Raw genomic sequence first — 20,847 nt, 5'->3', positions numbered from 1 at the left:
AACTACACGAACACTGCCCGGCCAGGTTACGTACAGCGCCAAGATAGGTAGGGTCTTGAGTAGTCGTTCTCGACGGGGAAGGAGGTGACGGGGCGTGGCAGCTCGCGACGACGCTGAGGCTCGAGCCGCGCAGCGCGAACGGGAGGTCGCGGATCTCACAACACAGGTCTCCTTCCTGCAAGAGGAGATCACCGCGTTGCGCCGGAAGCTGGCCGAGTCTCCCCGGCAGGCCAGGGTCATCGAGGAGCGCCTCCACGAGGCGCAGGCTCAGGTGGCCGCCCTTACTAGCCAGAACGAGCGTTTGGTCTCCACCCTCAAGGAGGCCAGGGACCAGATCGTCGCCCTCAAGGAGGAGGTCGACCGGCTGGCACAGCCGCCGTCCGGATTCGGCGTCTTCCTCGAAGCCAGGGATGACGGCACGATCGAGGTGTTCACGGGCGGGCGCAAGCTCCGCGTGAACGTCAGTCCGGCGGTCGACGTCGACTCGCTCAAGCGTGGCCAGGAGGTCATGCTGAACGAGGCGCTCAACGTCGTCGAGGCCCTCGGCTACGAGGACGTCGGCGAGATCGTGATGCTCAAGGAGTTGCTGGAGAGCGGCGACCGCGCGCTCGTCATCTCGCACGCCGACGAGGAGCGGGTCGTCAAGCTCGCCCACTCGCTGCTCGACCAGCCGCTGCGGGCCGGTGACTCCCTTCTGCTCGAACCCCGTTCCAACTACGTCTACGAGCGCATCCCCAAGTCGGAGGTGGAGGAGCTCGTCCTCGAAGAGGTCCCCGACATCTCCTACGAGGAGATCGGCGGCCTCGGCCGGCAGATCGAGCAGATCAGGGACGCCATCGAGCTGCCCTACCTGCACGCCGATCTGTTCCGCGAGCACAAGCTCCGCCCGCCGAAGGGTGTGCTGCTGTACGGCCCGCCCGGCTGCGGCAAGACGCTCATCGCCAAGGCGGTGGCCAACTCCCTGGCCAAGCAGGTCGCGGAGAAGACGGGCCAGTCCGGCAAGAGCTTCTTCCTCAACATCAAGGGCCCCGAGCTTCTCAACAAGTACGTCGGCGAGACCGAGCGGCACATCCGCCTGGTCTTCCAGCGGGCGCGTGAGAAGGCCTCCGAGGGCACCCCGGTGATCGTGTTCTTCGACGAGATGGACTCGATCTTCCGCACCCGCGGCTCCGGTGTGTCCTCCGACGTCGAGAACACCATCGTTCCCCAGCTCCTTTCGGAGATCGACGGTGTCGAGGGCCTGGAGAACGTCATCGTCATCGGCGCCTCCAACCGCGAGGACATGATCGACCCGGCGATCCTGCGGCCCGGCCGCCTGGACGTCAAGATCAAGATCGAGCGGCCCGATGCCGAGGCGGCGAAGGACATCTTCTCGAAGTACCTCGTCAGCGACCTGCCGCTGCACCCGGACGATCTGGCCGAGCACGGCAGCAGCCGCGAGGGCACGATCGCCGCGATGATCCAGCGGGTCGTCGAGCGGATGTACGCCGAGAGCGAGGAGAACCGCTTCCTCGAGGTGACATACGCCAACGGTGACAAGGAAGTCCTCTACTTCAAGGACTTCAACTCCGGCGCCATGATCCAGAACATCGTGGACCGGGGCAAGAAGATGGCCATCAAGGAGTTCCTGGAGACCGGGCAGAAGGGTCTGCGGATCTCGCACCTGCTGGCCGCCTGCGTGGACGAGTTCTCCGAGAACGAGGACCTGCCCAACACCACCAACCCCGACGACTGGGCCCGCATCTCCGGCAAGAAGGGCGAGCGGATCGTCTACATCCGCACCCTCGTGCAGGGCAAGCAGGGCACCGAGGCCGGGCGGTCGATCGACACGGTCGCCAACACCGGTCAGTACCTGTAACACCCCGGCTCCGGCCGGACCGTCGCCATCGAGGAGCGGCGCGACCTGCGGGTCGCGCCGCTCCTCCGGCATTTCAGGCCCTTCCCGGCGCGGGAACGCGGGCAGGGCGGCGGCGGGCGGGGCAGAAGTGACCCTTGATAACGATCGTGATCAGAGGGAACCGAAACCCGGGCTGATCACGTCAAAGAAGGCATGATCTTTCTTGGCTCGCGCGGATGTCCGCTGTGGGGCAGCCTGTGAGACAGCCGGTAAGACGGCCCGTGCGACAGTCCGATCCGGTCTCGGCCGCGCCGGACAGGGGGCCGGAAATGGGGCCGGAAATGGGGCCGGACAGAGCCCTGGGCAGTGCCTCGGGCAGTGCCTTGGATAGGGCCCGGCCGCGGGGCGCCGCCGCGGCCGCCAAGGGCCGCCGCCTGGTCGAGCTCGACGTCCTGCGGTTCGTGGCCGCGTTCGCCGTCATGTCCTTCCATTTCATGGCGGCCAGCAAGTCGCTGTGGGACGAATACCCCACCAAGCTGTTCGAGCCGGTCGCCCGCCTGACCACGCTGGGCATCCTCGGGGTGGAGCTGTTCTTCCTCATCAGCGGGTTCGTCATCCTGATGAGCGTCTGGGGGCACACGGTCGGTGAGTTCGCCGTCTCCCGGGTGTCGCGGCTGTATCCGGCGTACTGGTTCGCCGTACTGATGATCTTCATCATGTACCGCTTCAGCGGGGTCGCGGGGTTCGACCCCAAGCTCAGCGACGGCGAGTATCTGCTCAACCTGACCATGTTCCAGGGGGCGTTCGGCGTGGGCCACGCCGGCGGCGTCTTCTGGTCCCTCTGGGTGGAGCTGCGGTTCTACGTGCTCATGGCGCTGTTCTCCCTCGTGGGGATCACGATGCGGCGCTGCCTGGTGTTCCTGGTGGCCTGGTGCGGCCTGGCGCTGCTGGCCGAGCTCACTCAGAACGAGACGCTCGTCTTCGTCTTCATGCCGCGGCAGGCGCCGTACTTCATCGCGGGCATGGCCTTCTTCCTGATCCACCGCTTCGGCGCGCGTTCCGGCGCGTTCGTCCCGTGGCTGCTGGTCGCCGCCGGCTACGGGATGTCCCTGTACGCCGCCATGGAGCGCGTGGGGGAGCGGGTGCGCCTGGTCGGCATCAAGCACTACCCGGCGCCGCCGGAGGCCGTCGTCGTCGCGATCACGGTCGTCTACCTCCTGATGGCCGCGGTCGCCCTCGGCTGGCTGCGGTGGGTGCGCTGGCGACGCCTCGTGACCCTGGGGGCCCTCACGTATCCCCTCTATCTCGTGCACCAGACGATCTCGGCCGTCGTGATCCCCGCATATCGAGATGTGGTGGACCCGTGGCCGCTGGCCGCGATCACGATGGCGGTCTCGATCGGGATCGCCTATCTGATCTACCGTTTGGTCGACAAACCCGGTCAGCGCTGGCTTCGTGCCAGGCTGGGGGCACTGCTCGACCGCTCGCGGCGGTCCCGTCCCCGGGGCGGCGGGGGTATCTCCCGGACTACGACGGCCATTCCGGCGCAAAGTCCCGAGGCATCTGTGCCGTAACTGTTCGGTAGCAGGGCATAGAGAAAGGGCTAGGCTCGGATATGACTACGACGGCCTGATACAGGCGGGGTGCGAATGACGGTTCGGCGGGTGATGGGCATCGAGACCGAGTACGGCATCGCCGTGCCTGGTCAACCGGGAGCGAACGCGATGGTGACCTCCTCACAGGTCGTCAACGCGTACCTGGCGGCGTCGGCCGCCCGGGCTCGCCGGGCCCGGTGGGACTTCGAGGAGGAGAACCCGCTCCGCGATGCCCGAGGGTTCGACCTGGCCCGTGAGGTGGCCGATCAGAGTCAGCTCACCGACGAGGACCTCGGGCTCGCCAACGTGATCCTGACCAACGGCGCGCGCCTCTATGTCGACCACGCGCACCCGGAATACTCCACGCCCGAGTGCACCAACCCCCGGGCCGCGGTGATCTGGGACAAGGCGGGCGAGCGGGTCATGTACGACGCCGCCGTGCGGGCGTCCTCCATGCCCGGCAACTCCCCCATCCAGCTCTACAAGAACAACACCGACGCCAAGGGCGCGTCGTACGGCTGCCACGAGAACTACCTCATGCGCCGCGCGACGCCGTTCGCCGACATCGTCAGGCACCTCACGCCGTTCTTCGTGTCGCGGCAGGTCGTCTGCGGCGCGGGCAAGGTCGGCATCGGCCAGGACTCGCGCGGCGAGGGCTTCCAGATCAGCCAGCGGGCCGACTTCTTCGAGGTCGAGGTCGGGCTGGAGACCACGCTCAAGCGGCCGATCATCAACACCCGGGACGAGCCGCACGCCGACCCGGAGAAGTACCGCCGCCTGCACGTGATCATCGGCGACGCCAACATGTCGGAAATTTCGACTTATTTGAAGCTGGGCACGACGGCGCTGGTCCTGGCGATGATCGAGGAGGGGTTCCTCACCATCGACCTGACCCCCGAGTCGCCGGTCGCGGCGCTGCGCGCGGTCTCCCACGACCCCACCTGCAAGTACGAGATCGCGCTGCGCAACGGGCGGAAGATGACCGCCGTGCAGCTGCAGATGGAATACCTGGAGCAGGCCCGCAAGTACGTCGAGGACCGCTTCGGCTCGGGAGTAGACGACCTCACCAAGGACGTGCTCAACCGCTGGGAGTCGGTGCTCACCCGGCTCGCGGAGGACCCGATGCAGTTGTCCCGGGAGCTCGACTGGGTCGCCAAGCTGGAGATCCTGGAGGGCTACCGCACCCGCGACAACCTGCCGTGGTCGCATCCGCGGCTGCAGCTGGTCGACCTGCAGTATTCCGACATCCGCCCCGACCGCGGCCTGTACAACCGGCTGGTCGCCAGGGGCCGCATGCAGCGCCTGGTGACCGACGAGGACATCGAGCGGGCGGTCGAGCTGCCGCCCACCGACACCCGGGCCTACTTCCGCGGCCGGTGCCTGCGGCAGTACAGCGAGTCGGTCGCCGCCGCGTCCTGGGACTCGGTCATCTTCGACATCCCGGGCCGCGAGTCGCTCCAGCGCGTGCCGACCCTGGAGCCGCTGCGCGGCACCAAGGCGCACGTGGGCGACCTGCTCGACCGGTGCCGTACGGCCGCCGACCTCGTCGCCGCCCTCACCGGCGAGAGCTGACCGGGGCGCCGGGGCCCGGCGGCGGCCGGTGCGGGCCGTACGGCAGGGCGCCGCGATCGGCGGCGGCCGGTGTCTCCCGTCAGTCGTCGTGCCGGGTGATCCGGGGGACCGGGACACCGCCGGAGCAGCGCACCTCCACCTCAAGCCGGGCCTCGTCCGACTCGAACCTCACCCGCGCGCGGTCGTCCGGCCCCGGGTCGACGTCGTCCACCTCGAAGCCCTGGGCCGGCGTCCACGACTGGAGCCGGACCAGCTCGCCGTCGCATCGGGCGATCACGCTGCCCGCGTCCGTGGAGACGAGCCTGCGCCCGGGCGCGACGCCCGGCGTCCGTGCGCCCGAAGGGCCCGCCGAGGCTTCATCGGAGGGGACGGCGGGGGAGAGCGCGCCCGGGGTGCCGCTCGGTGTATCGCCCGGGGCGTCCTCGGCGAGCGGCGTCTCCAGGGCGAGCGGCGTCTCCAGGGCAGGCCGGGCGTCCTGGGTGAGCGGGGTGTCCTGGGCAGGCCGGGCGTCCTGGGTGAGCGGGGTGTCCTGGGCGAGCGGCGTCTCCCGGGCGAGCGCGAGGCTGATGTCCTCGTCCGTCATCAGCCGCTCCGCCGGGCCGGTGAGCGGCCGGCCGAGCAGGCCGAGCACGGCGACGCCCGTACCGGTGGCGAGGGCCGCGGCCAGCAGCCACCCGGCGACGGCGAGTGCGAGACGGCTGTTCACGCCGTCACTCTCCCACTCCGAACGCTAAGGGAATGCTAAGGCCCGGATAACGGACTTATGCCGCTTCCATCGGGCGGCTACCGTAACGGTCAAATGCCAAGCGTGCTGCTCATCGAAGACGACGCCCCCATCCGCACCTCCCTCACCCGGAGCCTGCGCGACCGCGGGTACGCCGTCTCCTCCGCCTCCACCGCCCTCGACGGCCTGCGCTCGGCCGTCGAGGACCGTCCCGACCTCATCGTGCTCGACCTCGGCCTGCCCGACATGGACGGCGCCGACCTGCTGCGCATGCTCCGCGCGGTGAGCCGCGTGCCGGTCATCGTCGCCACCGCCAGGGACGGGGAGGCCGACATGGTCCGTCTGCTCGACGCCGGCGCCGACGATTACGTGATCAAGCCCTACAGCGCCGCGCAGCTCGACGCGCGCATCCGCGCCGTGCTGCGCCGGATCGACACCGGGCGTACGGACACCTCCCTGACGGTGGGGACGCTGCGGGTCGACCCGGGCGCCAGGGAGGCGACGCTCGACGGGGCGGTGCTGGACCTGACGCCGCGGGAGTTCGACCTGCTGCACTATCTGGCGGCACGGGCCGGGCAGGTCGTCACCAAGCGCGAGCTGCTCACCGAGGTCTGGCGCATCCCCTATGGGGGCACCGACAAGACGGTCGACGTCCACCTGTCGTGGCTGCGCCGCAAGCTCGGCGAGACCGCGCAGCAGCCGCGTTATCTCCAGACCGTCCGCGGGGTGGGCGTGCGCCTGACCGCGCCGCCCTCGCCCGCGGAATGAGCCGATGAGGCGCTGGCTCGCGGCCCTCGTCGCGGCGACCACGTCGCTGGTCCTGGTGTCGCTGTTGGTGCCGCTGGCGTTGCTCGTGCGGTCGGTGGCGCACAGCGAGGCCGTCGACTCCGCCACGCGGGCCGCCGAGTCCGTCGCCGTGGCCGTGGGCGCGGTGGACGAGGAGACGCTGCGGCTGACCGCCGAGCAGGCGGGCGCGTCGAGCGGACACCCCGTCACGGTCTTCCTCGCGGACGGCCGCGTGCTCGGGGCACAGGCGGCCCGCACCCGCGCCGTCGACCTCGCCGCACGCGGCCGGAGCCTGACCGCGGCCGTGCCGGGCGGCAGGGAGATCCTCATGGCGGTGCAGGGGGCGCCGGGCGGCACCGCCGTCGTCCGCGCGTTCCTCTCCGACGACGACCTCGACCGAGGCGTCCACCGGACCTGGCTCGCTCTGCTGGTCCTCGGGGTCGCCCTGGTCGGGCTCGGCATCGTGGTCGCCGACCGGCTCGCACGCGCGGTCGTCCGGCCCACCACGGCTCTCGCCCAGGTCTCCCACCGCCTCGCGAAGGGCGACCTGACCGCCAGGGCGACCCCGCAGGGCCCACCCGAGGTCCGTACGGCGGGGCTGGCACTCAACCACCTCGCGGGACGCATCTCCGACCTGCTCGCCGAGGAGCGCGAGATGGTGGCGGACCTCTCCCACCGGCTGCGCACCCCGCTGACCGGCCTGCGGCTCGAAGCGGAGTCGCTGGCCGATCCCGGCGAGGCGGCCAGGATGGAGGCCCGCGTGGACGCGCTGGAGCGCGCGGTCACCGCCGTCATCAACGACGTGCGGCGGCGGTCGCGGGAACGGGCCTCCTGCGACGCCGTCGCCGTGGTGCGCGACCGGGTGGAGTTCTGGTCGGTGCTGGCGGAGGACCAGTCGAGAACCGTCACGCTCGACCTCGCGCCCGGCCCGCTGCCGGTGGCGGTCGCGGCCGAGGACCTGGCCGACTGCGTCGACGCCCTCCTCGGCAACGTCTTCGCGCACACCCCCGACGGGACGTCCTTCCGCGTGCTCCTGGCCCCCGGGCCGGACGACGCCGCGGCCCTGACGGTCTCGGACGCCGGCCCCGGCTTCGGCCCCGGCGGGCCGCCGCGACGCGGGGAGAGCGGCGCGGGCTCGACCGGGCTCGGGCTCGACATCGCCCGCCGCGCGGCCGAGGAGTCGGGCGGCTCCCTGACCGTCGGCCGGTCGGACCTCGACGGCGCCGAGGTGCGCCTGCTCCTGGGCTCGGCGCGTGGCGACTCGGATCGGCGCTGACACAGGGATTCCGGCGGTGCGAGGATGAGGCAGCGATGCTTTAGGGATCGCTTAGCGCGGCCCTAACATGATCGCTGCGAGCCTCGACGCATGAGACACACAACGAAGATCGCTCTCGCCGCCGCCGTCACCGTCACCGCCCTGGCCGCCGGGGGCACCGCCGTCGCCGTCGCCGCGCCCGCACCGCTCTCCTCGGCCGCCTCGGCCTCCCTCTCCTCCGCGGCCCTCTCCCGGGCCTCCGTCGCCAAGGCTTCCGCCTCCACGGCCGCGATCACCTGGCGCCAGGCGGTCGCGATCGCGAAGAAGCGGGTGCCCGGCGCGCGGGTCACCGAGGTCGAACGCGAGTGGGAGCACGGCTACCGCACCTGGAAGGTCGAGCTGCGCAAGGGCCACACGGAGTATGACGTCTACGTCGCGATCGCGACCGGACGGATCATCAAGTTCCGCGTCGACCACGACGACTGATCTCGGGCCGGGAACACGCGGCTCCCCTGGCCACCCACACGGGGAGCCGCCCGGCCTCGTCGGGCCTTGCGGCCGGGGGCCTTCCGGGGGCCACGAGTGGCTCCGGGAGCTATGGGCCAGGGGCTACCGGGGGCTTCTGAGGCTGTGATGCGGGGGCGGCCGGGGCTATGGGGCCAGTAGCTACCACGGGTTATTCGGGGCTACCGGAGCTACGGAGGCCAGCCGGGACTACCGGAGCCCGCGAGGGCTACCGGGAGCTACGGAGGCTGGCCAGAGGCCTTCGGTGGCTACGGGAGACGCGGAGGCCAGGGCAGGCTGGGCCCGGTCGTGGGAAGGGGCCAGTGGGAATGGTCCCGGCGACGCGCCTCCACGTCGTAGAAGCGCCCGGTCGTGAGCTCTCCCGGCACCATCCGCTCCCGTGGCGTCGGGACTTCCCGGGGCGTCGGGACTTCCCGGGGCGTCGGGACTTCCCGGGGCATTGGGAACTCCCGAGGCACGGGGAGTTCCCGGGACACGGCGAACTCTCGGGGCACCGCGAGTTCGCGGGGCGCTGTCAGTTCACGGGGTGCCGGCGGCCGCGCGTGGCCGGAGGAACGGCCGTGCTGGTGCGCCCCGCCCGGTCTGGGCGCCGTGCCGGACGCCGCGTACGGGGCCGCGTAAGGCACGGCGCCGGCCGCGCCGAGGCTCGGCAGCTCTCCGGCCGTCCGGCCGGGCGCCGCCGCCGGGATGCCCTGCCGCCGCAACACGTCCACCAGCACGCGCATCGCCTCGTCGATGGTGAGCCGTTCTTCCGGGTCGTGCCGCAGCAACCCCTCGATCAGCGGTCGCAGCGGGCCCGCCCGGTGCGGCGGCTCCGGCTGGCGGCCCAGCAGCGCCGCGGCCGGCAACGGCTGCGCGGCCGGATACGGCGGCCGCCCCTCCACTCCGCAGTACAACGTGGCGCCGAACGACCACAGGTCGGCGGCGGGGGCCAGGCCCTTCCCGCGCAGCCGCTCGGGGGCCAGATAGGCGCCGGACCGCCCCACGGGCACGGTCGTCGACCCGCCCGCGTCCCGGTCGAACGCGGCGATGCCGAAGTCGGTCAGCACCACCCGGTCCTCGGTCAGCACGACGTTGGCGGGCCGGATGTCCCCGTGGACGACGCCCATCGAATGCGCGTGCCGTACGCCCGACAGGAGCTGGAAGCCCACCCAGGCGGCCCAGTGGACCGGCAGCCGGCCGAGGTGGCGGACGGTGTCGCTCAGGGTGACGCCCTGCAGGAGCTCCGTCACGATCCAGAGCCGGCCCTTGTCTTCGAGCAGGTCGTGCACGGTGATGACGGCCGGATGGCTGAGCCGGGCCGCCGAGCGGGCCTCCCGCAGCGCCTGCCGGCGGGCGGCCTGCAGATCGGCCACGTCCACCCGGTAAGGCGGCTGCACTTCCTTGATCGCGACATCACGCTTAAGACGGAGATCGTGCGCTTGCCACATGATCCCGCCGCCGTCGCGCCGGAAGGGCGTCAGCAGCTTGTACCGATCCGCCAGCAGTTGCCGTGCGTGCGATGCCATCGACCACCCGTACGCTAGGTCGTGCCGTGATCCATCAATTGTCGTCCCGCACACGGTAGCGCTGCGCCGAAAGGCGGCCACGAAGAGTGTGAGGTCGATAACGATCCGGTCTAACGAAGGCGCTGTCCGATGCCCTGTGCGTCCGCGGCGGGGCCGGATCCCCGGGCGTTTGCCTTCCCGGCGCTCAGCGGGTTGTCTGGCCAGAGCGGCCGGGCCGAAGATCGCACGCTCTTTCGCGCGCATTGTCGGTCGGTTCGGGGAAGATATGGGGAGAGGCGTCCCCCCGAGCAGCGGAGGTGTCAGGGATGGCGACCAAGGAGACCGGCGGCCAGAAGCAGACCGGACGGCAGGAGAACGAAGTCGAAGAAGTCGAGGCGCAGGCGTCCCCGGACGTCCAGGAGCGCCACGAGAAGCTCACCGACGACGTCGACGCGATCCTGGACGAGATCGACGAGGTGCTCGAGGAGAACGCGGAGGAGTTCGTCCGTTCCTACGTGCAGAAGGGCGGGCAGTAACCCGTCGGGCAGCGTCCGGGCCGGTGGCGGCCACGCCGGGAGACCGTCTCCCGGCAGGGCCGCCGTCGGACCCGGAGACTCCCGCCGGACGCGCCCTCGGCGACCAGACGGCAGCCGATCAGGCACGGGCGAGCGCACGCAAGACGCGCGGACGACGACGCGCGGGCCGCGGGCTCTGTGCGGGGCCTGTACGGCGGCTCTGCGCGGCGGCCTTGTCCGGGTGCCCTGTCCGGGTGCCTTGTCCGGGTGCCCTGTCTGGCTCCTCTGCCGGGTTGCTCCGTGTGGAGGCCGTGCGAGTGGGCCCTGCGCGATGGGCCTGTGCGAGTTCTCTGTCCAGGTCTCAGTACAGGTCTCGTGCGGGAACCCGGGCGGCCGGGCGTCAGGCTCCGTCGAGATGACCGAAATGATCGAGATGACCAAGATGAACGGTCGCGATCTCGAAGGGCCTCAGCGGGACGCGCACCGTCCGCCAGGACCCCGAGGAGTCCGGGGACCCCGACGAACCCAGAGATCCCGCCCGTCCCGAGAGTCCCGGTGCGTCCGCCCCACCGTCGTCTGACAGCTCACCGGGTAGCACCCCGCGCGGAACCACCCCGTCCGCAACCACTCCATCCAGAATCACGTCGCCGGAAACCACCCCGTCCCTGACCACTCCATCCAGACCTACGCCGCCGGAGACCAGCCATTCCGGCACCGCTCCGTTCGGAACCACCTCGTCGCGAGACACCTCCAGAGGGCTCAGGGGAGAGCCCAGCACGTCGGCCGTCCAGGCCGCGGTGAAATCTCCCCGGACGACCGCCTCGGTGGCCGTGGGATGCTCGGCCACCAGGCGGACCTCCAGACGTCCGCCCCGCTCGCGCAGAGCGGCCATCACGACACCGTCCCCGCTGATCGCGACGCGGCCACCTCCTCGCCGGCCCTCCACGCTGATGGCGGCATGACCGCCTTGGTCCAGGCCGTCGCCGCTGATCGCGGCATGACCGCCTCGGTCCAGGCCGTCGCCGCTGATCGCGACGCGTCCGCCTTCGGGCGGGCCGTCCTCATCCGCGTCCCACGCCGTGCCGCTGCCCGCCGCCTCGGCTGCGTCTGCCGCCCCGCTCGCGTCCGCGGCCTCGGCGGCGCTCTCCCTTCCGGCCGCGTCTGTCTGCTCGGCGGGGGCGGCGCCTGGTACGGCGAGCAGGTCGTGGCGGAACTCCTCGGCGAGCCTCGGCAGCCCGGCCTCGTGCCACTCTCCCGCGTACGGCAGGACGGCGAAGCGCACGGTCAGCGGCCCCTGGCACTGGGCGGCCGGGGTGGGCACCTCGGGCCCGGCGGGCTCGTCGCGGTAGGGGTTGCGGTTCCTGGAAAGGTAGCCGACAGACCGCACGAGCGTCAGCGCCAGCTCGGCCCCGTCCCCGCCGGCTTCATGCCTGCCGATCTCGCCCCCGCTTTTCTCGTCCGTGACGATCTCATACTCGGTGACGTGGTCGAGGAGCACGGCCAGGCCCCCGGCGGCGGCGAACGACTCGGCGGGGAAGGTCGGGATCGGCCGCTCGCCGCCCCCGCCTTCGGCCATCAGGCCGCGCCGCACCACGGCGAACTGTCCCTCGGCGTACGACCCGTCCGCCGCGCGGGGCAGCGGTGCGTGCCAGCGGACGCGGTGGTCGCGGCAGCGCACGTCCATGGTGATCTCGCACCGTGCGAACGGCTCGCCCGCCCTGAGCTCCACCCGGGTCGTGACGGCCGTGGGCACGGTCTCGGAGCCGTCGGTGTCGCCGCCGAGGCCGGTCGGCCAGTCGTACACCCGAGTGATCTCGTACGCGCCGGTCAGCGGGCCCGAGCAGATCTCCTCGACGTCGACGCGGGAGGGCCGGTCGGTGAGCCGGTCGTGCGGCGGGGGCGCGTGGTTGTAGGTGTCCCCGGCGTCCCCGCCGTGGACGATCCGCCCGACGCCGTGGACCTCGGTGCCGTCCGCGCCGCGCAGCGAGAGCGTCCCGTCGTCGGCCACGCGCACCCGCAGCAGCCCGTTGTCCAGCACCGGCTCGAACCCGTACGCGTCCGTACGCAGGGCGTACGGGACCGGGGCGGGCGGCCGGGGCTCGGGCGGACGGGCGGTGAGGACGGCACGGCCGAGCGGCGGCACGGTGACCAGCGCCGCCACGGTGACCACGGGCTCGGCCACCGTGCGGACGATCCACGGCCCCGGACCGGCCGACACGACGGCCCCGCGCAGGTCCTCGTAGGCGTACGCGCCGGAGGCGTGCCGGCTCACGGTGACGGTGAACACGCCGTCCCCGGCGTGCCAGGAGACGATCTCGTGGCCGTACAGCTCCCGCTCGTGGACGCGCCCGAGGAGCCGGGAGAGGTCGTCCATGACGGTCTCGTCGAGCAGCGTGGCGGCGTGTTCGAGCCGCTGCGCGGGGACGGGCAGGCCCGAGGCGTCCACCAGGGACGCGCGGTCCTCCGGCAGGTCGGCGAGCACCAGGCCGGTCCGTTCGAACGGGGACGGGTTGACGACCACGAGCGCGCCCTTGGGCGCGGCCTCGGCGAGGGACGCCGCGACCAAATCCACGACCGCCTGGGCGGTCTGCCCGGCCTCGGCGATCCGCGCGGCGACCTGCTGGGCGGTCTCGTCCGAGCCGCACCCCGTGACGGAGTCGTGCCCGCTGCAGGCGATCACCGACCGCCAGGCCATGTCGATGAGGCGTCCGCAGGCGGAGTCGCCGGGGAGCCACAGCGCCGACAGCGGTTCCGCGTAGCGGGTGAGCACCCGCTCGGCCCGCGCCATGGCCTGCTTGATCGGCACCCGGGCCGAGATCACGCCGGGCAGGATGTTGGCCCGCGCGTGCGAGCGCAACTCGCCCACGACCCGCGGCACCTCCCCACCTGCTGGAACGCCGTCAGGAACGCCGTCAGGAACGCCGGCCGAATCTCCGGCCAGGGCCTCGGCGAGGGTGGCGACGCGGAGCCCGGACGCGGTGACCTCGCGGGCCGGGGCCGAGTGGTCCGCGCCGTACATCGCGAGCAGGGTGCGGCCGGACGACCAGCCCTCCGCCGTCGAGACGAAGGCCGCCACGCGGTCGGGCATCTCCTCGGCCGGGCCGGTGAACAGGCCGAAGGCGTTGCCATAGCCGCCGGGCAGATACGTGGTCCTCACCGTGGTGCCGTCCGCGCCGGTCCAGTCGAACACGTCGCGGTCCACGTGCGCGGGCACGCCGCGCCACAGGCACGCCCGGCGCAGCCCCGCCAGCGCCAGCATCTGCGGCATCTGGGCGCAGTGGCCGAACTGGTCGGGCAGATAACCCACGGGCATGGCGCCGCCGAGCGCGGCGGCGCCCCGCATGCCGTACTCCAGGTTGCGCAGCAGCGTCTCGCCGGAGCACAGGAACTCGTCGGCGAGGATCAGCCAGGGCCCCACGGCCAGCCGTCCCTCGGCGACGAAGCGGGCGACGTCGCCGCGCCGGGCGGGCCGGATCTCCAGGTAGTCCTCGATCGCCGCGAGCTGGCCGTCCATCGTGAACCGGTAGGCGGGGTCGGCGGCCATGGCGTCGAGGACCTCGTCGAGCACCCGCACCAGCCCGACCCGGAACCGCTGGAAGGGCAGATACCACTCCCGGTCCCAGTGGGTGTGCGGGACCACCACGATCCTGTCGCTATCTGCTGAGGCTCGCCTTGGCGTGACCGCTGGCTCCACTCCCGCCCTCCTCGGCGTCGCTGCTGACGGCCCCGGCGGTCGCCTCCCGCGGGGCGCCGGTGACCTCCTGGGCGCACTCCCCGCCGATGGGGATGCCCGCCCACCGCGCGTACCGGTGCACGATCCGCTGCGCCGTGACGATATCTTCCAAAGCGCCGTCGAGTCCGGTGAGCGGCGGTTCCTCCAGGGTGACGAAGCGGTAGAAGGCGCGCAGCTGGCGTTCGAAGGCCTCGGCGACGTCCTCGTTGACGACCGTCCGCTCGGTGGTGCCGACCCGGCAGGTGATGGTCAGCCGGGTGGGCGTGTTCAGCAGGTACGGAGAAGGGAAGCGCAGCTCCATCGACCCGTGCTCGTGGTGCAGCGCCATGGTCTCGTGGTAGGCGGGGTAGCTCGGCAGGTAGTGCCACCGGATGCCGTACCTGCCGGAGCATTCGCCGCCGAGCGTGCCGCTCACCTCCAGGGACGGCGGGAACGCCTCCACCGGCCACACGGCCACGTGGTCCACCGTGTCGGGTGAGCCGGTGAACAGCCGCATGAGCGACAGTTCATGGCACACGCTGCTGAGCAGCACCTCGGCGTACAGCCGCCGCAGCCGCTCCGACGAGGTGCCGAGCGCGGCGGTCAGCGCCCGCTCGTCGGCCTCCGCGTAGGGGGCCAGCCGTTCGGGCGCGGGATGGCCGGGCCGCACCCGGGCGAACAGCAGCTGCGACTCCTCCGACGGGTGCAGCACGGTGGCGTCCAGGTGGCGGACGACCTGCGGCCCGCCGGCCTCGTGCAGCGCTTCGAGCAGCCGCTGGGAGGCGGGGTCGTACTGCTTCATGTAACCGGCCATCAGCCGTTCGCCGGAAAAGCCGCTCAGCTCGGCCCGGCTGTAGGCGAGGGGCTTCTCGCACAGCACCCACAGGCCGCGTTCGAGGGCGGCCCGCACCAGCAGCCCGTGGGAGCCGGGGGTGAGCACGATCAGCGCGTCGAACCCGCCCCTGTCGAGCATCGCCAGCGGGTCGTCGTACGCCGGGACGCCCGCCTCCCTGCCGATCGTCTCCGCGTGCCCGCGGTCGAGGTCGCACACGGCCGCGACCCGGAACAGGTCGCGCCGCCGTGCCAGCAGGGGCAGGTAGACGACCTGCGCGGCGACGCCCAGACCGGCGATTCCCACCTTCACCGTCTCCACGTCCTCACCCTCCTCCGCTCGGCGACCTGACCTGCACCTCCCCATCGGCGGCGGGGCGCAACCCCCGTCATGTGCAGACGGCGACCACCTCGTTGGCGGGCGTCTCCAGCCGGTGCACCCCGGGGCCGGCGGGCAGGAGGACGAGGTCCCCCCGCACCATCCGCCGGGTCCGCGGCCCCCACAGCACCAGGCCGTCGGCGTCCACGGCGAGGAACTCGTCCTCCAGCCGCAGCAGCAGCGGCGCGCCGGGGGAGACCGACACCGCCGTCCGGCCCTCCGCCACGGCCCGCACGATCGCTCCGGCCGCCTCCGGGCCGCGCCCGTCGCCCTCGGCGAGCACCCAGGTGGTCGGCGCGCCGGGAGGGTGACCCTCCTCGGGCCGGTGGTAGTCGCCGCCGCCGACCACCACGAGGTCGCCGGCCGGGTCTCCGCCCGGATCGCCCGCCCACGCCTGCGCCCAGGCCAGCGGCGCGCCCCAGGTGCGGTCCCACCAGCTCCAGTGCCACAGCTCGACGACCCGTGGCCGGTCGGTCATCGGGTGCCGCCAGGCGCAGTCGGCCGCCACCGGGTGGTTGACCGACAGCACCCCGCCCCGGTCGCGCACGGCCTTCGCCCACTCGTCAGGTGGCTGCCGGAAGTCGATCCAGCCGACGTCCCCGAGCGCGTTCGCGTGCCCGAGATCGGTGGTCACCTCCTGCCCCGGCACGAGCACGACACCGGCCGGCGCCGCGGCCGCGGCCAGCTCCATGTGGTGACTGACGGTGTTGTGGTCGGTCACCGCGAGGAAGTCCAGCCCGGCCGCGGACGCCACGCAGGCCAGCTCGAAGACGCTCAGCGCGCCGTCCGAGTGGTCTGTGTGCGCGTGCAGGTCCCCGGCGAGCCAGCGGTATCCGGGCGGCGACGGCAGGCGGCGCCGTACGGCGGCGGGCTCGGGCGGGACGGGCCCCGGCACGCGGGAGAAGCGGGCGCGGCGCCGGCGCGGCCGCGCGGGTGGCCGCACGTGCCTGATCACCCGGATCTCGTACGGCAGGCCGCCGAGGGGCACCCGGTGCAGCCCGACGAGCACCCGCCACACCCCCGGCTCGATCTCGCCGGGCAGATAGCCGGGGGTGGCCCAGGAGGGGGTGATGGTGTATTCGGAACGCGCGCCGCCCGACCAGCCGCGAAACCCGGCGGGCCCGGCGCAGCCGAGGTCGAGCACGCCGGCCGACCGGTCGTAGGACAGGCGCACCGTGAGGGCGGCCGTGCCGGGCCGCACCTCGACCGGCACCTCCGCCACCGGCCCGGCCAGCCGGTCGTCCAGCGTCCACGTCCCGTTGATCGCGGCCCTGGTCGTCACGCGTCACCCACCAGGGCGTCGTCGCGGTAGAGCAGCGCCCGGCCGGGGCGGGGCACCGCCCAGGCGGCCGCCCCCGGCGGGGGTTCGGCGCCCTCGGGGACCACCACCTGCAGCAGATGGCCGGTGCACTCCAGCGTGACGAGATGGGCCGTGCCGAGGTTCTCCACCACCGCCACCTTCCCCCGGAACGCCCCCTTCTCCCCGGGCTCCCGGGTGGTCAGTTCGGCGTATTCGGGCCGCAGGCCGTACAGGATCTCGCCGTCGGGGACACCGTCCGGCAGGGGGAGCTCGGCCTCGCCCACCCGCAGCACGCCGTCCTCCGCGACGCCGGGCAGCAGGTTCATCGGCGTGGACCCGATGAAGGAGGCCACGAACGTGGTGGCCGGCCGCCGGAACACCTCGGACGGCGTGCCGAGCTGGCTGATCCGCCCGGCCGACATGACGGCGATGCGGTCGGCCAGCGCGAGCGCCTCGCTCTGGTCGTGCGTGACAAAGACCGTGGTCACCCCCAGCTCGCGTTGCAGGCGCTTGAGGAACGTGCGGGCCTCCAGGCGCAGCCGCGCGTCCAGGTTCGACAGCGGCTCGTCGAACAGGAACGCCTTCGGACGGCAGGCGACCGCGCGGGCGAGCGCCACCCGCTGCTGCTGGCCGCCGGACAACTGGGCGGGCCTGCGGTCCAGCAGTTCCGACAGGCTGAGCCGGGACGCCGTCTCGGCGGCCTTCGCCACGCGCTCGGCCCGCGGGACCTTCTTGATCCGCAGCGGATAGGCGATGTTGGCGGTCACGTCCATGTGCGGGAACAGCGCGTAGTCCTGGAAGACCATCGCGACGTCCCGCCGTCCGGGCGGCGACCCCGTCACGTCGACGCCGCCGATCTCGATCCGCCCCGAGGTGGGGGTCTCGAGGCCGGCGATCGTCCGCAGCAGCGTCGTCTTGCCGCAGCCCGACGGGCCGAGCAGCGCGAAGAACTCGCCGTCGCCGATCTCCAGGTCGAGCGCGTCGATCGCCCGCACCCCGCCGGGAAACTCCTTGGTCAGGCCGCGCAACGCGATCAACGCTTGATCCCTCCGTGGAAGCGGAAGCCGTACCTCCGGCTGACGAACACGTACATCACCACCACCGGCAGCGAGTAGAGCAGCGAGAACGCCGAGATCACGTCGAGGCGCGGCGCTCCGCCCTCGGTGTAGAGCGTGTAGAGGATGACCGCGCCGGGGGCCTTGTCCGGGTCGCGCAGCAGGATGAACGGCTGCAGGAAGCTGCCCCAGACGTTGGCGACCGTCCAGACCGCGATCGTCGCGAGGCCGGGCCGCACCAGCGGGATCACGACGTGCCGCAGCACCTGCCCCGCCGACGCGCCGAACACCCGCGCCGACTCCTCGTACGACGTGGGCGTGGCGTCCATGAAGTCCTTCAGGATGAAGATCGCGGCGGGCAGCAGGCCGCCCGACAGCGTGAGCACGACGCCGAGGTGGGTGTCGATCAGGTTCAGCCGGGTCGCCAGCTCGAACAGCGGCACCATCGCCGCCGTCCCGGTCACCACCGACGACAGGAGCAGCAGCACGTAGAGCAGCGCGTCGCGGCCGGGCACCCGCGCCCGCGACAGCGCGTACGCCGCCAGCGCGGCCAGCGTCACGACCAGGGCCGCGCTGCCGCACGCCTGGATCAGCGAGTTGCGCAGCGAGCCCAGCGCGTACGGGTTGTCCAGCAGTGCCCGGAAGTTCGCCAGCGTGAACTCCGGCACCGATGTCGTGATCGTCGGGTGTGCGTCGAACGGCGCCGATGCGAGCCACAGCAGCGGCAGCGCGAAGAAGCCCAGCACCAGGGCGAGGAACACGGCCCGCCCGATGGTCCCCAGCGCGTGGCGCACCGGCGTCACGACGGCCGCACCTCCCCCCGGGACCGCAGCAGGCGCAGGTAGGCGAACGCCAGCACCAGGTTGACCACGAGGACCAGGAAGGACACCGCCGCGCCGAAGCCGAGCCTGCCGCCGCTCATCGCGACGTTGTAGATGTAGACGGGCAGGATCTCCGACCGCCCCTCGGGGCCTCCGGCGGTGAGCTGGAAGGCCGTGAAGTCGTTGAACGTCCACAGTGTGATCAGCAGCAGGTTCGTCAGCACATGGCCCTTGATGTGCGGGAAGACCACGTCCCTGAGCTGCTGGAGCGTCGAGGCCCCCGCGAGCCTGGCGGTCTCCAGGTGCGACGGCGGCACGTTCTCCAGGGCGGCGCCGTACAGCATCATCGAGAACGCCGTGCCGCGCCAGACGTTGAACACGATGATCGACATCATGGGGTGGTCGAGCAGCCAGGCGAAGCCGGGCGTGCGCAGGATCGCGTTCAGCGTGCCGCCGTCGCGGTCGAGCAGCGCGATCCACAGGAACGCGACGACCGACGACGGCAGGATCCACGCCAGCAGCACCAGCCCCTCGGTGACGCTCTTCAGCGGCCCGCGCCGGTCGCGCAGCACCCACGCGATCGCGAACCCGAGCACCGCCTGCCCGAGCACGGCCGAGCCGAGCACGAACTGCACGGTGAGCCACAGCGACGTGCGGAACCGCTCGTCGCCCAGCGCCTCGGCGTAGTTGGCCGCCCCCACCACCTGCGGATCGGCCGCCGCCAGGCCCGTGAGCCGATAGTCGGTGAGGCCCAGATAGACGGTCCACAGCGCGGGGAAGACCAGGAACACCCCGATCAGCACCAGCGCCGGCACCACGAACCCCAGGCTGTGCTTCCCGCTCACCATCGGGGCGCTCACTTCCGCCCGGTCGTGCCGGAGGCGCGCCATGTCACCCCCTCGCCGCCGCTTGGCCGCCTCGTTCCCGCGCGTCTCCCCGGTCCGGGCCGGCGGCCCGGCGTGCCGGGCTCAGCTCGCGACATCGGCGGGGCCGCCGACGAGGGACTCGACCTTGCGTTGGTAGGCGGCGGCCGCCTCGTCCACGCTCGTGCCCGACACGACCGCGGCCGTGGCCTCCTGCAGGGCGACCGACACCTGCGGGTAGACGGCCAGCGGCGGCCGGTACGCCGTGAGGGGCAGCACCTCGTCGGAGACGAACTTCAGCATCGGGTCGGCCCCCAGCACCGCGTCGTTCACGTCCGTGCGCGACGTGATCCGGGCGGCCCCGGCGAGCTGCGACGTGGTGGCCTCGGCCGAGTGCATGAACGACAGCAGTTCCCAGGCCAGCTTCGGGTTCTTCGCGTTGGGGTTGAGCACCCGTACGGCGCCGCCCGACATGCTGACGAAGTCCTGGCCCCGGATGCCGGCGCCGGGACGCTGGGCGGGGATCAGGGCGTAGCCGACGACCGAGTCGCGGTCCTTCATCGGGGCGACCCCGGCCTTGGGCTCGATGACCGACCGCCAGAAGTAGTCGCCCTCCGCCAGGATCGCGATCCTGCCCTCGGCGAACTGGGCGAACGACTTGTCCCGCCCGCGCGCCTCCTGCTGCAGCCTGGGGTCGCCGAGGCCGCCGGAGTAGACCCGCCGGTAGAAGCCGAGCACGTCCTTGAGCGCCCGGGAGGCGCCGGTCCACTTGCCGTCGGCGTAGATCTCCGCCCCCGCGCCCGCCAGCAGCGGCAGCGCGCCCTGCATGGTCGTCGCCTCGCCCATGGCGGTGCCCGCGTTGATCTGGATCGGGACGGGGACGCCTGCCTTCTTGAGCGCCGCGCCGGCGTCGAGGATCTCCTGCCAGCTCCGCGGCCGCCAGGGGTCGGGCAGGCCGGCCTTCCGGAACAGGGCCTTGTTGTAGAACAGCACCCGCCCGTCGGTGCCCTGCGGCAGGCCGTACCTCTTGCCCTCGAACGTGCCGAGGCCCTGCACGGCCTGCGGGATGCGGCTCCAGCCCTCCCAGGAGTCCGCCTCGGGACCGGCGACCTCGGCGAGCGGCTTGATGTACCCGGCCTGGGCGAACTCGCCCACCCAGATGCCGTCGAGGTCGATGACGTCGGCGCCCGCCCGCGACTTGAGGTCGAGGGCGATCTTGGTCTTGTACTGCTCGTCGTCCACGCCGCTCGGCTGGAACACCACACGGACGTCGCGGCCCTTGGCCTTCTGCGCGGCCTCGAACCGGGGGATGACCCACTCGGCCGTCCAGTCGGCGGTCTCGGCGTTCTTGCCGCCGGAGATCGAGTTGGAGGTGATGGTCAGGGTGACGCCCTCGCCCGCGGAGCCGCCGTCATCGCCGGAGCCGGTGCCGCAGGCGCCCAGGGTCAGCAGGGCCACCGCCGCCACCGCGAGTGCAGGTCTCATGATCGACCTCCCCGTAAGTCCTGATGTACGGACAAATCGACCCTCGCACGCGATTACCAACACGTAAAGAAACGGTTTGGTGAACGAGTAAGGGACGCGCGCCCG

General features: G+C 72.2%; 16 protein-coding genes. 7 read left to right on the top strand and 9 right to left on the bottom strand.

The window, feature by feature from the left end:
* Nucleotides 1–94 precede the first annotated feature (94 nt).
* The 3 genes from arc to dop all read left to right on the top strand — a co-directional run bounded on the left by arc (nucleotide 95) and on the right by dop (nucleotide 5,004).
* Entirely contained in the window at nucleotides 95–1,858 is a 1,764-nt protein-coding gene (gene arc / locus OHB01_RS33775) for a proteasome ATPase (protein WP_142618767.1), read from the top strand.
* A 320-nt stretch (nucleotides 1,859–2,178) separates the two neighbouring features.
* Nucleotides 2,179–3,411: an acyltransferase family protein gene (locus OHB01_RS33770; protein WP_142647359.1), complete on the top strand. Its 1,233-nt coding sequence runs from the start codon at nucleotides 2,179–2,181 to the stop codon at nucleotides 3,409–3,411.
* Nucleotides 3,412–3,486: 75 nt separating this feature from the next.
* Nucleotides 3,487–5,004, top strand: a complete 1,518-nt coding sequence (dop, locus tag OHB01_RS33765; protein WP_142647358.1) for a depupylase/deamidase Dop — start codon at nucleotides 3,487–3,489, stop codon at nucleotides 5,002–5,004.
* A 79-nt stretch (nucleotides 5,005–5,083) separates the two neighbouring features.
* Here the strand turns inward: dop and OHB01_RS33760 are convergent, their stop codons facing one another.
* Nucleotides 5,084–5,710, bottom strand: coding sequence for a hypothetical protein (locus OHB01_RS33760; RefSeq protein WP_328854510.1), 627 nt, complete (start codon nucleotides 5,708–5,710; stop codon nucleotides 5,084–5,086).
* 93 nt (nucleotides 5,711–5,803) lie between these two features.
* Between OHB01_RS33760 and OHB01_RS33755 the strand changes: the two genes are divergently transcribed.
* The 3 genes from OHB01_RS33755 to OHB01_RS33745 all read left to right on the top strand — a co-directional run bounded on the left by OHB01_RS33755 (nucleotide 5,804) and on the right by OHB01_RS33745 (nucleotide 8,255).
* Nucleotides 5,804–6,496, top strand: coding sequence for a response regulator transcription factor (locus OHB01_RS33755; protein WP_328854509.1), 693 nt, complete (start codon nucleotides 5,804–5,806; stop codon nucleotides 6,494–6,496).
* A gap of 4 nt (nucleotides 6,497–6,500) precedes the next feature.
* Nucleotides 6,501–7,790 (top strand): HAMP domain-containing sensor histidine kinase, encoded by a 1,290-nt coding sequence (locus OHB01_RS33750; protein ID WP_328854508.1) that lies wholly within the window; start codon nucleotides 6,501–6,503, stop codon nucleotides 7,788–7,790.
* Between the two features lie 90 nt (nucleotides 7,791–7,880).
* Entirely contained in the window at nucleotides 7,881–8,255 is a 375-nt protein-coding gene (locus OHB01_RS33745) for a PepSY domain-containing protein (protein WP_142647354.1), read from the top strand.
* A 287-nt stretch (nucleotides 8,256–8,542) separates the two neighbouring features.
* On the opposite strand, the gene OHB01_RS33740 is transcribed toward OHB01_RS33745, so the two are convergent.
* Nucleotides 8,543–9,802 (bottom strand): serine/threonine-protein kinase, encoded by a 1,260-nt coding sequence (locus OHB01_RS33740; protein ID WP_328854507.1) that lies wholly within the window; start codon nucleotides 9,800–9,802, stop codon nucleotides 8,543–8,545.
* 305 nt (nucleotides 9,803–10,107) lie between these two features.
* On the opposite strand from OHB01_RS33740, the gene OHB01_RS33735 reads away from it, so the two are divergent.
* Nucleotides 10,108–10,317, top strand: a complete 210-nt coding sequence (locus OHB01_RS33735; protein WP_142647352.1) for a ubiquitin-like protein Pup — start codon at nucleotides 10,108–10,110, stop codon at nucleotides 10,315–10,317.
* Nucleotides 10,318–10,696: 379 nt separating this feature from the next.
* Here OHB01_RS33735 and OHB01_RS33730 read toward each other — a convergent pair whose 3' ends face one another.
* The 7 genes from OHB01_RS33730 to OHB01_RS33700 all read right to left on the bottom strand — a co-directional run bounded on the left by OHB01_RS33730 (nucleotide 10,697) and on the right by OHB01_RS33700 (nucleotide 20,742).
* Nucleotides 10,697–13,939, bottom strand: a complete 3,243-nt coding sequence (locus OHB01_RS33730) for an alpha-mannosidase (protein ID WP_328854506.1) — start codon at nucleotides 13,937–13,939, stop codon at nucleotides 10,697–10,699.
* A 10-nt stretch (nucleotides 13,940–13,949) separates the two neighbouring features.
* Nucleotides 13,950–15,161 (bottom strand): Gfo/Idh/MocA family protein, encoded by a 1,212-nt coding sequence (locus tag OHB01_RS33725; protein ID WP_260617224.1) that lies wholly within the window; start codon nucleotides 15,159–15,161, stop codon nucleotides 13,950–13,952.
* A gap of 67 nt (nucleotides 15,162–15,228) precedes the next feature.
* Nucleotides 15,229–16,500, bottom strand: a complete 1,272-nt coding sequence (locus OHB01_RS33720) for a CehA/McbA family metallohydrolase (protein ID WP_142647351.1) — start codon at nucleotides 16,498–16,500, stop codon at nucleotides 15,229–15,231.
* Nucleotides 16,497–17,555 (bottom strand): ABC transporter ATP-binding protein, encoded by a 1,059-nt coding sequence (locus tag OHB01_RS33715; protein WP_142647350.1) that lies wholly within the window; start codon nucleotides 17,553–17,555, stop codon nucleotides 16,497–16,499. The genes OHB01_RS33720 and OHB01_RS33715 overlap by 4 nt, the downstream gene beginning before the upstream one ends.
* A complete protein-coding gene (locus tag OHB01_RS33710; RefSeq protein ID WP_142647349.1) occupies nucleotides 17,552–18,376 on the bottom strand; it encodes a carbohydrate ABC transporter permease in 825 nt (274 codons plus the stop codon). The genes OHB01_RS33715 and OHB01_RS33710 overlap by 4 nt, the downstream gene beginning before the upstream one ends.
* Entirely contained in the window at nucleotides 18,373–19,284 is a 912-nt protein-coding gene (locus OHB01_RS33705) for a carbohydrate ABC transporter permease (protein WP_142647348.1), read from the bottom strand. The genes OHB01_RS33710 and OHB01_RS33705 overlap by 4 nt, the downstream gene beginning before the upstream one ends.
* A 78-nt stretch (nucleotides 19,285–19,362) precedes the next feature.
* Nucleotides 19,363–20,742 (bottom strand): extracellular solute-binding protein, encoded by a 1,380-nt coding sequence (locus OHB01_RS33700; protein ID WP_328854505.1) that lies wholly within the window; start codon nucleotides 20,740–20,742, stop codon nucleotides 19,363–19,365.
* Between the last annotated feature and the right edge of the window lie 105 nt (nucleotides 20,743–20,847).

It is taken from the genome of Microbispora hainanensis, assembly GCF_036186745.1.
Classification (GTDB): Bacteria; Actinomycetota; Actinomycetes; order Streptosporangiales; family Streptosporangiaceae; genus Microbispora.
This window is presented reverse-complemented; position numbering and strand designations above follow the sequence as displayed.